Here is a 14,251-nt window from a genome sequence, read left to right on the forward strand (position 1 = left end):
GAGCGTTAAGCATCGTCGCGACTACTCGCCTGTCGCCAGTTCGAAACCTTCATGCACCCATCCGGCGAGCCCGCCGCTCATGATCTTGACCGGCCTGTCGAGGTCGGCGAGGCGCAGCGCGCCGCGGGCGGCGCCGTTGCAGTGCGGTCCCGAGCAATAAGTGACGAAGATGGTGTCTTCGCTCCATTGCCGCATCTTCGAGCCGATGATCTTGCGATGCGGCAGGTTGATCGCGCCAGGCACGTGGCCCTTTGCGTAGAGGGCAGGGCTGCGCACATCGAGCAGCACGAAATCCGCGCCCTGGGACAGCGCTTCATGAACATCCCAACAGTCGGTCTCGAACTCGAATTCGGTGGCGAAGTGTTCCCTGGCGCGGTCGCTGGCGGCGGGTCTGGTTGCTGTCACTGCGGTTGGCATGGCGGTCTCCTGTTGTGGTGCCCTTATCCCGCGCCAGGAGACTGTCTTGCAATTGGCGTGAATGCCAATATACGTAAAGATCATGCCAAATCCCTCATCCGCTACCTCGGGTCCTCTTGTCGTTGCGTTGCTTTACGATGGCCTGTGCACGTTCGAGTTCGGGATCATCGCCGAGATTTTCGGCCTTGCGCGGCCGGAGATGGGACCAGACTGGTACCGGTTTGCCAGTTGCCCGGTCGATGATGGTCCGTTGCGGGCCCATGGCGGTTTCACCCTGGTGGCAGACGGCACTCCGGATCTGATCGAGCGGGCCGACATCATCGTAGTGCCGGGCTGGAAAGGGGCCGGCACTTCCGTTCCAGAACAGCTTTGCCAAAGGCTTCGCCAGGCGCATGCGCGTGGTGCGCGCCTGGCGTCAATCTGTTCGGGAGCCTTTGTGCTGGCGGCGACCGGACTTCTGGACGGTGGCTCAGCGACCACCCATTGGCGGTATGCGAGCGAGCTTCGCCGCCGCTACCCGAAAATCGAAGTCGACGATGCGTCGCTGTATCGCGATCATGACCGCATCTTCACCTCTGCCGGCAGCGCGGCCGGAATCGATCTCATGATCGAGATCGTGCGGCGGGACTTCGGCGCGGCTGCGGCGAATTCCGTCGCGCGGCGACTGGTGATGCCCGCGCATCGCGCGGGCGGACAGGCGCAGTTTCTGGAACGTCCCGTGCCGCAACGCAGAAGCACAGAGATCGCTCCGCTTCTCGACAAGCTGCGCACCAATCTGCAGGTGCGTTGGACCGTCGAGGATATGGCTGCCCAATGCTCGATGAGCATGCGAACCTTCCTGCGTCGTTTCACCGAAGCGACGGGAATGTCACCGGGCGAGTGGCTGACCGAAGAACGTGTCGCCTGGGCCAAGCAGCTCCTGTGCCAGCACCGCCTGAACATGGATGACATCGCGGAAACCGTTGGCTTCGGAAGTGCTCATACGCTGCGGCATCATTTTCGCAGGCAGATGGGCATCAGCCCGACCGAATATCGCGCCCGCTTCATTGCAGAGCCGGTGTAAAGGCAAGCTTGCCAGGCTGCGTCGTCGAGACGAGGGCGCTTCTTTGGCGAGGATCGACAATACGCAACCTCCAGTCTCGGCAACGTTCACCAGGCCGCCTCGACACGATGGTCCGGCCCTGGCAGGTTGCCGGCATGGAGAATCTCGGCGCAAAAGAACTGCGGTTGATGCAAGGGCTGGCCCAGCAGGTGACCGCCTTGCGGCCGGAATTACTCAATGCCGATGCGACCACAGGTGAACTGGCCTGGGTCTGGGCCAAGGATTTCGACACTCTCAGCCCGTTCTGGCGGCATCGGCTGTGGTTGGTCGACGGTCGGCTGGCCGCGTGGGGATGGGTTCATCTACCCTATCGAATCCCGCGCGGAGACGGGACGTCCCGCGAGGCTGCGACCGCCAACCTGATCTGGCAGACGCACCCGGATCAACCGCAGTTGCTGCACGAAATCCTGGATTGGTATGACGAAGTTGCCGACAGCGTCGACCGGCTGCTGACGATACAGTCTGCGGACGAACACGCGCAGGCGATTGTCACCAAACACGGCTACGTCTTCGATGCTGAAGCCGGTGCGGACGATGGGTCTTGGGTGCAGTTCAACAGGCGCGAGCTCACCAACCTGCCGGATCCCATACTGCCCAGCGGTTTCCGGTTTCTAACGGCGAGGGAAGTGTCCGGGGCTGACGCCGTCAAGGCGCATCGAGATGCCTGGCAATCGTCCAGTTTCAGCGAGACGGCCTTCGAGCGCGTCCAGCAGACCTGGCCATACCGGGGTGACCTGCATGTGCTTGTCGAAGCGCCTGATGGCACGCTGGCGGCAACCGCGATCATCTGGCTGGATGAGGCAACGCGGACCGCTGAATTCGAACCCGTCGGCACACATTGGGATTTCCGTCGGCGGGGGCTGGGCACCGCGCTGCAACTGCATGGCATGCATCTGGCGAAGGCCGCTGGTGCGAAGCACATGCTGGTCGCCTGTCTTGGCGCTCCGGCGCACGTTGCTGCCCGCAACATGTATTACGGCGTAGGCTTTCGCGCTTTGACCCGCGACCTACCGCAAATCAAGGCTGTGCGGTGACGATCATCCGCTGCAAGTTGCAGGCAGCAATTCAGTCCTTCGGCATAGACCCGAGATCCAATCGTCGATCCAGGGCGAGTTTGTCGAGAAACACCTCGTCGTGACTGACCACCAGGATTGCTCCGTCATAGGCAGTCAACGCCGCCTCCAAAGCCTCTGTCGCATCCAGATCGAGATGATTGGTCGGTTCATCGAGAAGCAGCAGTTGCGGCGGCGCGGCCCCGCCCAACACGCAGGCGAGACCGGCACATAATTTCTGGCCGCCGCTGAGCGCACGAACTTTTTGAAGAGCGTCGTCGGCGCGAAACCTGAAGCGTGCCAAGGCGGCCCGGCATTCGTTCTCGTTGGCATCGGGATTGAGGCGAAGGAAGTTCTCCCGCAGCGATCGGTCAGGATCGAGCAAATCGACGGCTTGATCCAGAAAAGCATGAGGCACGTTGAGATCGATCCTGCCGCTTTGCGGCTTCAACTTGCCGGCGATCAGCGAAAGAAGGGTTGTCTTCCCGCCGCCGTTTGGACCGGTGATGGCTATACGCTCGGGCCCCGTGATGGAGAGTGACAGGTCGCGGATTACCGGGGGCGCCGGGTCATGTCCGCCCGTCACCGCTTCTAGCTTGAGAACCTGCCTGTTTGCGGGAAGGCCTGTCGAAGGGATGTCCATCCGGATCGGCTGCAGGATCTCGATCTGTGCTCTGGCAGACGACACGGCGTCCTGGGCTTTGTCGCGCCGCGTGTCGCGCAAGCGTGCGTTCGCTCCGCCCGAAGCTTCCGATCGTCCTTTTGCGGCGTCGAGCATGATTTTCGGCTGATCCCCGCGTGTGCGAGACTTCAGTCCAGCGCTGTCCTTGCGTGCCTTGCGTTCCTGCGCTTGCTGTGCGCTTCGCTTTGTCTCGGCGAGGTGCCCTTCGGCATCCGTCAATCTGCGATCGGCAGCCTGAAGTTCCTCGGCCTTGCGTGCCTGATAGGCACTGTAATTTCCGCCGTACCGGGTGGCTCCGAGGGTGGTGAGCTCCACAATGGCATCCATCTGCTCAAGCAACTCGCGGTCATGGCTGACCACGATTGCGCCGGCCCGCCAGTCTTTGAGAAGATCTATCACGGCCTGGCGTCCAGCACGGTCGAGATTGTTCGTGGGTTCGTCGAGCAACAGGAAATCCGGTTCCTGGAAGATCAGCGCGGCAAGGCCCGCACGGGTGCGCTGCCCGCCCGACAATGCGGAGAGGGGGGTCTTCGGGCCGACATCCAGGCCGCACCGCAAAAGCGCTGTTTCGATCCTGGTTTGCAAGGTCCAGTCCGCATCGGCCAATTCCTCGGTGCTGGCCTCTCCAGCTTCCGCGCGATCGAGGATCGCCAGCGCGGGCGAAACACCGAACAGGTCACCGATGGTCTGCCCGGAAAGAGGCTGTAGCTCCTGCCGCATCCAGCCCAAGGTGCCGCGAACCTGGATCGTTCCCGTCTGCGAGGGAAGCGCTGCCGTGATCAAGCGCAGCAAAGTGGTCTTGCCGGTGCCGTTGCGTCCGACAAGTCCCGAACGCTCGGGCCCGAAGCTCAGGTTCAGGTTGGTGAAAAGAGGGGTGCCGTCAGGCGTGGACCAGCCGAGACCGGCAAGCGTAATGGATGAAGACATGAGACAGGACTACTCGTTGCGTAACCGAAGCGGTGAAGGCAGCGAGGATCAGTCACATGTCCGGGAAACTCCAATTCGCGTTGTCCGATGGCAATTTAGGGAAGGTCGCGAAAAGAACAAGGTCTTCGCTGCGAGGAAATGGAGCGGGGTGGTCTGCCGACTGTCTTGACGAAGCGACCCAAACCGCCAAAGTCGAGGTCATTGCCGCGTCTACCACCCGGGAACATCGACCACAGCGTCGGGGTTCGAGAATGCAACCCGGCCGTGACATCGAGGCCGCAATACCATGTTGGGATTTGGCAATGAAGATTGCGTCGCCCCCTCTGCTCCTTGGCTTCAGCGCGCTGATTGAGCGACTGCCGCCATTTGGCCCGCAGACAAGAGCCGCCTGTCTCGCACTCGGCGCGGTGCTGCTCTGGGCGACGTGGCCGGCCCTTGCCACTGTCGCGAGCCCAGCCCCGCCATTTCTGATATTCGGTTTGGCGTCTGCGATAGGTTTCGCCGTCTCGTTCGGTCTTTCGGCGATCCAGGGCCAGTCGGCAAGCTTCCTCTCCACGCCGCCTCGAACGCTTGCCGTCGTGACGATCGGTCTGCTGACCAACAACATCCTCTACCTGCTCGCCATGCCCAGGATCGGGCCGGCCGAGGCCAATGTGATCTCCTATCTCTGGCCGGTCCTGCTGGTAGCGATCATGGCGAGGCTTCGAAAGGAACGGCTTGGGCAAATCCGGATGCTCGGAATTGCTACAGCCTTCGTCGGGGCGGTTTTCGCGATCGGGCCTGCATTCGACCGCGGCTTCGATGGGGGCGGTATCCTGCTCGCCTTTTTCAGCGGGTTGTCCTTTGCCGTCTATGCGGCCATCCGTTCATACGGTCGCGAGATGCATGACGTGATAGGTCCATCGATGGGACTGCTGGCCATATCGGCGCTGGGTTTCCATACGATCTTCGAACCATCTGCAAGCCTGACATTGACCCAATGGCTTGCCATCGCTGGCATCGGCATCGCGCCGCTCACCCTTTCCAACGCCCTGTGGGATCGCGCTGTCAGGACAGGCTACATGGCGATGATCTCGGGCATCGCCTATCTGACGCCGCTGGCTTCTCTGGCTCTGCTTGCGCTCCTGGGTGTTGGGACCGTGTCGGTCGGTGTTGTCGCAGGCGCCGTGCTGGTCGTAGCGGGAGCATTGGCTGCATCGGGCTTCCTACCCCGCCGCAAAGGGCACGGATGAATTGTTCGCTCCGATTCTTGGAAGAGCGGCTCTGGCAGTACCTCAATATGTCACTGTCACCACAACCGTATCCGTATAAGTGCCTGGCGCCGGCGTGGTCTGCGAGGGTACGCGCCCATAGACAGGAATGCCCTGCGCGGTGCCCGTGCCTGTGCCGGCGACCGTATTCGTTCCGATGCTGTTTCCCCAGGGCAGGCTGCGCGCCGTATCCCTATAGAGCCCATAGGTTACACCTTGGGCGCCGAGTGCCATGCGTCGACTGGTCGGACCTGTGCCTGTCTGTCCGTTGCCAAGGCCAATCGAATAGGTCGTTCCAGGTGTGCAGCTGACGGAGACCTGCCCGGTTGCGTCGACATTGCCGGTCAACACGCCAGTCGTGCCGAAGTCGACGGTTTGCGTGGAAATGAGACAGTTCGCGGCCACCGTTGCGGACACGTTGAAGGATGGCCGGGCAACGACGACGCCGGTGGTGATGGTGCAGTCGTTGCTGACAGGGGCGTAACGGTAGCGGAACTCCACATGGCTGCCTGAAAAGTTGGAAATATAACTGCCCGGCGGGATGGTGCCCTGTCCGCCGGGCACCGCGCCGTAGAGCACGCTGCTTCCCGTCGCCGAGCCCAAAGCGCTGAGTGTCACGGAATAGACCGGAGGCCGGGTCGGATAGGACCAAAGATAGGAACCCCAGACGGTGCTGCGGCTTGCATCCGAATAGATCTGGAAATTCAGCGCATCGGTGCCACTCAGCATCTGTCTGCTGGATGCAGTCGCACCGCCGGAGCCACTGCCCAGATTGGGACAGATCAGAATTCTGGATAGCAGCACGCCTGTACAACTCACACTCATATTGGCGCTGGTGTTTGTCTGTGTGCCCGACAGCGTGTCGACCTGGCCGAAATTCATGGCCGAGATGCCGAAGGTGCAGCTTTGCGCCCATGTCGCCGAGGGAAGTGCGATAGCTACGAAGAAGCCGGCAATGGTTCCCAAAAGCAGCCTCACCTGCACACCACCTTTCTGATCACGACCTGCTTGCCGGGTGTTTCGCGATACGGAAAACGAGCCTCGCAGGAATTGCCGTCACCGAGGTCGATGACGACGCTGTTGTCGGCCTTGAGCGCCCGTATGTAGGCTTCTCCATCATAACCGATGACGAAGGGGTCAGGATCGCCCGGTAACGTGCCTGTTGAACTGACGGGCAGGGGGGTGCCACGGGTATCGACGAAGGAAACCAGCGCCGCCGCGGGCTTATCGGTGACGCCGAAATCGACGACGACGCCGCTGCGGTCGGCAGGCACGACGATCTCCTTCGTTGTGGGAATGTCGGCATCGACGGGAAGATTGCCGGGGTCGATCGAAACCGTGTTGTCTTCGTAGGAGCGCAGGTCGGGAACGATGATCTTGCCGCGGCTGTTCGTTTTGCCCACTGGCCGGTTCTGGTACTGCACTTCGACATCAGGCGCACCGGCATCGACGACTGCGAAGGCATCGTCGATGCGGTTTGTCGCGAAGATGCCGCCCCCTGCGACGGCGACCGCGCCCTCCAACTGCGCCGTGGCGCGGATATCCTTGTCGAATTGTTCGATGGCGGCTTCCGCCCGTCCGACGGAAGAGCGGTAACTGACCGCTGCCGACCGATGCGGCGTTTTTCCTTCCGATGTTCTCAGCCGCCAGCCGACGCTTCCATTCTCGAACTGTTCCGATTTGGTGAGGTCGGCAAAGCCGCGCGTCCCATCCGGGCCGTTTTCGACGCCGGTGGAGGCGGTGATGTCGTCGTTGAAAGGCATGGAGAGGCCGGCGAATATCCCAAAGCTGTCTTCATTTTCGATGTCCTTGAAGGCGGTGGCATAGATGGTGCCGCGCTCGAAAATCTGCTGGCTGTAGGAGAGGCCGACGATCCGGCTTCGTTCCCCGTCGGCATCTTTGAAATTGGTGAAGGAAAGGGTCAGGCTGGAGAGGTCGAGCGGCATCGGCATACTCAGCGTCGCCTGGTCGATGGCGCGCGGCACTCCGGCGCTGAAGAGCGGCAGGCCATCCCGCCCAAAGGCAGGTTCTGCGGTAACCGCCGCGATGTCCTGGTAGTCCCCGAAGACGCGCTGGACGCGTCCATAGAAAGTCCATCCCTCATAGCCGAGCTCCACCGTGGCATTCACCAGCGAGCCGGAACGACCGTTGTGATAGCTGCCGGCAACCGCCATTGACGCCGCGCCGTAGCCGGCGAGAGGAAAGGCGATGCCCGCGCCGCCATTGACGAGGTCCGCGCCGCCTTCGGCGTGACCTTCCAGCGTCAGCCAGTCGGTGAGTCCGTAGCGGGCGCTGATCGAGCCCATGAGCCTTTGATCGTAGTTGTTCGACTCGATGCCGAAATTGCGACGAGGGAAGCCGAGATCGGCTGAAAAATCGAGCAGGCCACGGCGCAAAAGCATGCTCGAGGAATAGTAAGGCAGTGTCGTCGCGGTTTCCCGACCGAGACTGTCCCTGATCACAACCCGTGCCTGGCCTTGTCCGGTGAAGGCAGGGATATTGACGACCTCGAAAGGACCGGCGGCAACCTCTCCGGCATAGCTCCTTGTGTTCTGGGTATAGATTTCCAGCGTGGAGGGCACAGCGGCGGTGCCGGAGAAGGAAGGCAGCGGCAAAGTCACCAGATCCGGACGCAAGGCAAAATTGCGCTCGATCTGCATGCCGCCAAGATAGACCGGTCGTGTCCAGGCGAGGCCACCAGAGATGAAGTCTCCGGCCCGATAGGTGACCATCCTTTTCGGGTCGGAATAAGACCATGTTGTCTTGAGCCTGCGAAACTTATCGAACTCGTTATCCGAATAGCCCGCGATAAACGACTGGCTCAGCGTTCCATAGGGGCTGAACAGGCGCGCATCGAAACTGCCTGAAATCCCCTGGAAGAGGTCGGCATCCTTCTCGAACAGCGTGTTCGAGCTGGCAAAGAGCGAATAGTTGAGAACGCCGCCGTAACTGGAGCGCGGTTCAAGGCGGTCGCGCATGTCCTGCGTGTCGATATCAACCACTTTCGCTTGCCGTGCGTCGTTGGTGGTAGCGATGAATATTCGCTGAGCGGCTTCATCGACACGGAAGGAAACCGACGGCAACCGATCGAGGATGATGAGTCCGTCATCCGCCTTTGCAGTGTCGACCGGCTTCATACCCACTTCGGACAATTCCTGTGGGGCCACGGCAAGTTGGCCGTCCGGCAATTGTTTGAAATTGCCAATCAGATTGGTCGATGCATCGTTGATGAAGACCTCCAGGTAGAGGTCCCGTGTCGCCGTCGTTGCCGGCTGCGAATTCGTTATGTCGGTTGCCTGAGGTTCCGACGATGCGGAGGACAAGACGAAAACCGAAGCCAGCACACAGAATGACAGCCTAGCGGCTGGTCGCGACACTTGCCGTTATGGGACCGGCACCGCTTTGCGCCGAGAGTTTCACCGCCCCTGCGCCAAGCCGCCCCGCTGCCCCCAGCGGCCATTGCATGACAGAACCCCCGAGCACGTAGCCGACAAGACCTTTGCGGCTGGCGATCGCTTTTCCGCCCTGCGTCAAGGTAAGGTCGGCCAGGCGCAGCCTGCTGCCACCTTTGTTCTCGCCGGTCAGCATCAAGCTGCGGCCCGAACGGGTGAGCTTCCACGTCACTTCCGGGCCGCCGGCGTCCGCGTTTCGAAAGAATACCGGGACCATGTGGCGAACCACCAGATTGACAGTGCCAGCTTTCTTGCGCGAAGGGTCGGGAAGTTCATCGACCACCACACGGTAGCTTTCCTCACTGCCGACCGGTGTTTTGTCGACGCGCACGACGCGGATCGTGTAGTCTTCATTGGGTTTGAGCTTCATCGATGGTGGGCTGGCCACGACTTCGGATGTGGGCTCGAGTTGCTCCGAACCGCCTTGCTGAGTCCACCGGAAAACACGCACCTGCACGTTGAGCGGCCCCCGCGCTTCGTTCCGCAAATTAAGAGTGGCCGCGCTGTCGGGCCCAATTAGTTCCACCGTTGTCGGTGCCACACGAAGCGAAGCGGCATGCGCCAAGGGCATGCCTGACAAAATAAACGCGACAGCCCCGCCAAGTCCCTTCAGCAAAGGATGCATGTTGTTTCCCTCCCTCGCCGATCAGTACGTCACGGTAATTGCAACGACATCGGAGTAGACGCCCGGAGCAGGCGTGTTCTGAGCCGGCACACGGCCGTAGGCGGTTATGGCCTGGGCAGCGCCGTTACCTGTCCCTGCAACGGTGTCGGTTCCGGCCGTATTGCCCCAGAGCTGGGTACGGGCAGCATCCCGATAGATCGTGTAGTTGATGGTGGCCGAAGCAGGTCCGGTCATCTTGCGTACGGCAACGGTTGCACCTGCACCATTGCCTGCATTCAGGCCCACCGTATAGGGCGTGGTGTTCGTGCACTGGACCGAGAGTGTTGTCGTCTGATCTAGATTGGCGTCGATGACGCCCTTGCTGCCGAAGTCTAGATCAGCGGCGCTGACAACCTTGCACTCGCCCTGAATGTTGATTCGAACGTTAAGATTGCCGGTTGCCGTAGCGGCGAAAGCACAAGTAGGCATTACTGACGATGCCGCGCAAACAACGGCAATTGAGCAGTTCAGCAACCTCATAAAGATGCTCCCTGTTTAGGTTCCCGCTGCAAACGGAAACACTGGCGAAGCACCCCTGCCTGTAGGTTGTATGCCATTGCATCGGGCGTGGATCAATAGAAGCCCGCAATGCATTTGATGGTCGGCGATTTCGTGCCCTTAACGATTGCCGTTTCGGTCGCCATCGCCTACATAGCGCGCAACCTCCGTTCAATTCGGCCTCCAATCCGTTCGATCCAAGGAAAGCGCGCGTGGCACGCCAATTCATTTATCACATGTCCGGCCTTTCGAAGGCCTACGGCACCAAGAAGGTGCTGGAGAACGTTCATCTCTCCTTCTATCCCGATGCCAAGATCGGCATTCTCGGCCCCAACGGCGCCGGTAAGTCGACCATCCTCAAGATCATGGCCGGGCTCGACAAGGAGTTCACCGGCGAGGCCTGGCTGGCCGAAGGCGCGACCGTCGGCTATCTGGCGCAGGAGCCGCAGCTCGACCCGAACAAGACGGTGTTCGAGAACATCATGGAAGGTGTCTCCAAGAAGACGGCCATCATCGAGCGCTACAACGAGCTGATGATGAACTATTCCGACGAGACGGCCGATGAATCGGCCAAGCTCCAGGACGACATGGATCGCCTTAATCTGTGGGACCTCGAACAGCAGGTCGAGATGGCGATGGAAGCGCTGGCCTGCGCACCCAAGGACGCCGACGTGACCAAGCTTTCGGGCGGCGAGCGTCGCCGCGTGGCGCTGTGCAAGCTGCTGCTTTCAGAGCCCGACCTTCTGCTGCTCGACGAACCGACCAACCATCTCGACGCTGAGACCACAGCTTGGCTCGAAAAGCATCTGCGCGCCTACAAGGGCGCCGTGCTGCTCATCACCCACGACCGCTACTTCCTCGACAACGTCACCGGCTGGATCCTTGAGCTGGATCGCGGCCGCAGCATTCCTTACGAGGGCAACTACACCGCCTACCTGGAAGCCAAGGCCAAGCGCCTCAAGCAGGAAGGTCGTGAGGACGATGCCCGTCAGCGCGCCATCGGCCGCGAGCGTGAATGGATCCAGTCTTCCCCCAAGGCTCGTCAGACCAAATCCAAGGCGCGTATCCAGGCGTTCGAAAATCTGCTCGAACAGGCGAACAACCGTCGCCCGACCGACACGCAGATCGTCATCCCGCATGGCGAGCGCCTCGGCAATGTGGTCATCGAAGTCGCCGACCTCGACAAGGGCTTCGGCGAGCAACTGCTGATTGAGAACCTGACCTTCAAGCTGCCACCCGGCGGCATCGTCGGCATCATCGGCCCGAACGGCGCCGGCAAGACCACGCTGTTCAAGATGATCACCGGCCAGGAAAAGCCTGACGCGGGCACGATCCGCGTTGGCGAGACGGTCAAGCTCGGTTATGTCGACCAGAGCCGTGACGCGCTTGACCCGAACAAGACCGTCTGGGAAGAGATTTCCGGCGGTGCCGAAGTGGTCAAGCTCGGCAAGTTCGAAGCCAATACCCGCGCCTACTGCTCGTCGTTCAACTTCCGCGGCGGCGACCAGCAGCAGAAGGTCGGCAACCTGTCCGGCGGTCAGCGCAACCGCGTCCACCTGGCCAAGATGCTGCGCACGGGTGGCAACGTTCTACTGCTCGACGAACCGACCAACGACCTCGATACCGAAACGCTTGCCGCGCTTGAAGACGCGCTGGAAAGCTATGCCGGCTGCGCGGTCATCATCAGCCACGATCGTATGTTCCTCGACCGTCTGGCAACGCACATTCTGGCCTTCGAGGGTGACAGCCACGTCGAATGGTTCGAGGGCAACTTCGAAGACTACGAGAAGGACAAGATCCGCCGTCTCGGCCCGGAGGCCGTCAATCCGCACCGGATGACGTACAAGAGACTGACGCGATAAGATACCGACGCCCCGCCCAAAGCGGGGCGTTTTCATTTCCCAGAGCATTTCCGGCAAAACAGGATTGCTTCCAATGCTCGCTTCTTTGTTTTTCGCAATTCCGGACGCAAAACCGCTACACACTTTTGCTGGAATTGCTCCTGATTGGAGTCCGCACGATGAAAGACTGGTCCGCTTCGCTCTATCTGAAATTCGAGGACGAGCGGACGCGCCCGGCGCGGGATCTGCTTGCGCAGGTACCGATCGCGAGCCCACGCCGTGTGGTCGATATCGGCTGCGGGCCGGGCAATTCGACCGAACTCTTGGCCGCACGCTGGCCTGACGCGCAAGTGACCGGCTTCGACACATCGCCCGATATGATCGAGAAGGCGAGGGCGCGGTTGCCGAAGCTCTCCTTCGAACTCGCCGATGCAGTTAGCTGGGCGCCGGCTGATCCGGTCGACGTCATCTTCGCCAATGCGGTCTTTCAGTGGCTGCCGGACCATCCGGCCGTGCTGCAAAGGCTGCTGGGCCTGCTCGCACCTGGCGGCGCGCTTGCCATCCAGATGCCCGACAACATGGATGAACCGTCACACCGGCTGATGCGAGAGACGGCGGCGGCGATGCCCTTCGCCGAGAAGCTCTCGAAGGCGGCGCGCGCGCCGCTACCGTCGGTATCGTTCTACTACGACAGGCTGAAGCCCCATGCGGCCAGGCTGGACATCTGGCACACGGTCTACAACCATCCGCTGGCCGATGCGGCCGCCATCGTCGAATGGGTAAAGTCGACGGGCCTGAAACCCTTTCTCGATCCGCTGGATGAGGTGGAAAAGAACCAGTTTCTCGCGCACTATACGGCGAAGATTGCGCAGGCTTATCCGCCGACTGTGGACGGCAAGGTGCTGCTGCGCTTCCCCAGGCTGTTCATCGTCGCCACGCGCTGACATTGTAGTCGGGCGGTTGATATCTTCGCCGCAGTCGTCATTGTTTCGCCGTTTGTGGGGCGGACGCAACGTCAACAGCTATGCATTGCGCCGGACGAGGAAAGGCTCGCTTCGCAACGGAAGGTAGCGTAAACCGCATAGAAAAGCCTGCCGCATCATCTCCCAGGATGCCGTTGGCAGCGCGGCTCCCCGCCGCCAGGAAAACGAGTTGGACATGCATCGCGTCATCATCAGCGGCATCGGTGTCGAAATCCCGGAAGCGTCGATCACCAACGACGAATTGGTCGAGAGCTTCAACGCCTGGGTCGACGTGGAAAATGTCAGGCGAGCCAGTTCGGGCGCAGAGCCGTTGCAGAAATCCGACGCCGATTTCATCGTGCATGCCTCGGGCATCAAGAAGCGCCATGTCGTCGAGCGTACGGGCATTCTCGACCCGATGCGCATGGCGCCGCGTCTGCCAGCCAGGCCGGACGACGCGCTCTCGCTGCAAGCCGAGTTCGGTATCGCCTCGGCGCGCAAGGCGCTGGCGCATGCTGGAACGGAACCGGGCGAGATCGATCTGGTGATCGTCTCGTCCTCGCATCTGCAGCGGCCTTATCCGGCGATCGCCATCGAAATGCAGGAGGCGCTCGGCACCAGAGGCGCCGGCTTCGACATGGGGCTGGGTTGTTCTTCCGCCGCAGCAGCGCTGCATGTGGCGGTCAATCTGGTGCGTTCGGGCGCACAGAAGAAAGTGCTGGTGACGACTCCGGAAATCATCACCGGCCATCTCAATTTCCGTGACCGCCAGACGCATTTCATCTTCGGCGACGCTTCGGTCTCGATGGTGGTGGAAGCCGCCGGGGAAGGAGAGACGCGGTCTGGTCGTTTCGAGGTGCTCGATACCAGGCTATGGACGCAGATGTCGTCGAACATCCGCACCAATCTCGGCTACCTTACCCGCACCGCGCAGGACGATCCCTATATGATCGACCTTGAAGGCAATATGATCAAGCAGGTTGGCAACAAGGTGTTCAAGGAAGTCACCGTTGCCGGCCACAAGTTCATCGTTGAGTTCCTGGCCGAGCATGGGCTGACTCCGCACGGCATCCGCCGGTTCTGGCTGCACCAGGCCAACGCACGCATGAACGCCATGATCCTGAAGCTCGCCTTCGGCCACGAGGTGGGGCACGATCGTGCGCCAATGGTGCTGGAGCGGCTGGGCAACACGGCCGGTGCCGGCTCCATCATCGCGCTCAGCGAAAACCATGCCGACATGCAGCCGGGCGATTTCGGTCTGCTGTGTGCGTTCGGTGCGGGTTATTCCATCGGCGGCGCGCTTTTGAAGATGCAATAGGCTCGCTGCGCATCAACATCCTTCATCGATGCATCAGCGCTTTCGACTGGACCGGCCAGGGCGTTACAGTAGGTTACGCCCGACAA

Annotated in this window: 12 protein-coding genes; 6 read left to right on the top strand and 6 right to left on the bottom strand. The window is 61.2% G+C overall.

Features of this window, described 5'->3' with window-relative positions; genetic code table 11:
• Positions 1-21 precede the first annotated feature (21 nt).
• The gene (locus tag ACFWXH_RS09655) at positions 22-417 is read right to left on the bottom strand and encodes a rhodanese-like domain-containing protein (RefSeq protein WP_379119639.1); all 396 of its coding nucleotides are present in this window, start codon (positions 415-417) and stop codon (positions 22-24) included.
• Positions 418-499: 82 nt separating this feature from the next.
• On the opposite strand from ACFWXH_RS09655, the gene ftrA reads away from it, so the two are divergent.
• Positions 500-1,480, top strand: coding sequence for a transcriptional regulator FtrA (gene ftrA, locus ACFWXH_RS09660; RefSeq protein WP_379119641.1), 981 nt, complete (start codon positions 500-502; stop codon positions 1,478-1,480).
• Between the two features lie 134 nt (positions 1,481-1,614).
• Entirely contained in the window at positions 1,615-2,553 is a 939-nt protein-coding gene (locus tag ACFWXH_RS09665; RefSeq protein ID WP_379119643.1) for a GNAT family N-acetyltransferase, read from the top strand.
• 31 nt (positions 2,554-2,584) lie between these two features.
• Here the strand turns inward: ACFWXH_RS09665 and ACFWXH_RS09670 are convergent, their stop codons facing one another.
• Positions 2,585-4,180 (bottom strand): ABC-F family ATP-binding cassette domain-containing protein, encoded by a 1,596-nt coding sequence (locus ACFWXH_RS09670; protein ID WP_379119645.1) that lies wholly within the window; start codon positions 4,178-4,180, stop codon positions 2,585-2,587.
• A 302-nt stretch (positions 4,181-4,482) separates the two neighbouring features.
• On the opposite strand from ACFWXH_RS09670, the gene ACFWXH_RS09675 reads away from it, so the two are divergent.
• Positions 4,483-5,412: a DMT family transporter gene (locus ACFWXH_RS09675; protein WP_379119647.1), complete on the top strand. Its 930-nt coding sequence runs from the start codon at positions 4,483-4,485 to the stop codon at positions 5,410-5,412.
• A gap of 42 nt (positions 5,413-5,454) precedes the next feature.
• Here the strand turns inward: ACFWXH_RS09675 and ACFWXH_RS09680 are convergent, their stop codons facing one another.
• The 4 genes from ACFWXH_RS09680 to ACFWXH_RS09695 all read right to left on the bottom strand — a co-directional run bounded on the left by ACFWXH_RS09680 (position 5,455) and on the right by ACFWXH_RS09695 (position 9,975).
• Positions 5,455-6,408 (bottom strand): spore coat protein U domain-containing protein, encoded by a 954-nt coding sequence (locus tag ACFWXH_RS09680; RefSeq protein ID WP_379119649.1) that lies wholly within the window; start codon positions 6,406-6,408, stop codon positions 5,455-5,457.
• Positions 6,405-8,567, bottom strand: coding sequence for a fimbria/pilus outer membrane usher protein (locus ACFWXH_RS09685; protein ID WP_379120892.1), 2,163 nt, complete (start codon positions 8,565-8,567; stop codon positions 6,405-6,407). The genes ACFWXH_RS09680 and ACFWXH_RS09685 overlap by 4 nt, the downstream gene beginning before the upstream one ends.
• A gap of 220 nt (positions 8,568-8,787) precedes the next feature.
• Positions 8,788-9,507 (bottom strand): molecular chaperone, encoded by a 720-nt coding sequence (locus tag ACFWXH_RS09690; protein WP_379119652.1) that lies wholly within the window; start codon positions 9,505-9,507, stop codon positions 8,788-8,790.
• A gap of 21 nt (positions 9,508-9,528) precedes the next feature.
• The gene (locus ACFWXH_RS09695) at positions 9,529-9,975 is read right to left on the bottom strand and encodes a spore coat U domain-containing protein (protein WP_379119654.1); all 447 of its coding nucleotides are present in this window, start codon (positions 9,973-9,975) and stop codon (positions 9,529-9,531) included.
• 281 nt (positions 9,976-10,256) lie between these two features.
• Here ACFWXH_RS09695 and ettA point away from each other — a divergent pair, with 281 nt between their 5' ends.
• The 3 genes from ettA (at position 10,257) to ACFWXH_RS09710 (ending at position 14,165) form a co-directional block, all read left to right on the top strand.
• Positions 10,257-11,906, top strand: a complete 1,650-nt coding sequence (gene ettA / locus ACFWXH_RS09700) for an energy-dependent translational throttle protein EttA (protein ID WP_054308281.1) — start codon at positions 10,257-10,259, stop codon at positions 11,904-11,906.
• A 158-nt stretch (positions 11,907-12,064) separates the two neighbouring features.
• A complete protein-coding gene (gene tam / locus ACFWXH_RS09705) occupies positions 12,065-12,829 on the top strand; it encodes a trans-aconitate 2-methyltransferase (RefSeq protein ID WP_379119658.1) in 765 nt (254 codons plus the stop codon).
• Between the two features lie 214 nt (positions 12,830-13,043).
• Positions 13,044-14,165: a beta-ketoacyl-ACP synthase III gene (locus ACFWXH_RS09710; RefSeq protein ID WP_379119660.1), complete on the top strand. Its 1,122-nt coding sequence runs from the start codon at positions 13,044-13,046 to the stop codon at positions 14,163-14,165.
• Positions 14,166-14,251 lie beyond the last annotated feature (86 nt).

Origin of the sequence: Mesorhizobium sp. NPDC059054 (genome assembly GCF_042739215.1) — a bacterium.
GTDB lineage: Bacteria > Pseudomonadota > Alphaproteobacteria > Rhizobiales > Rhizobiaceae > Mesorhizobium.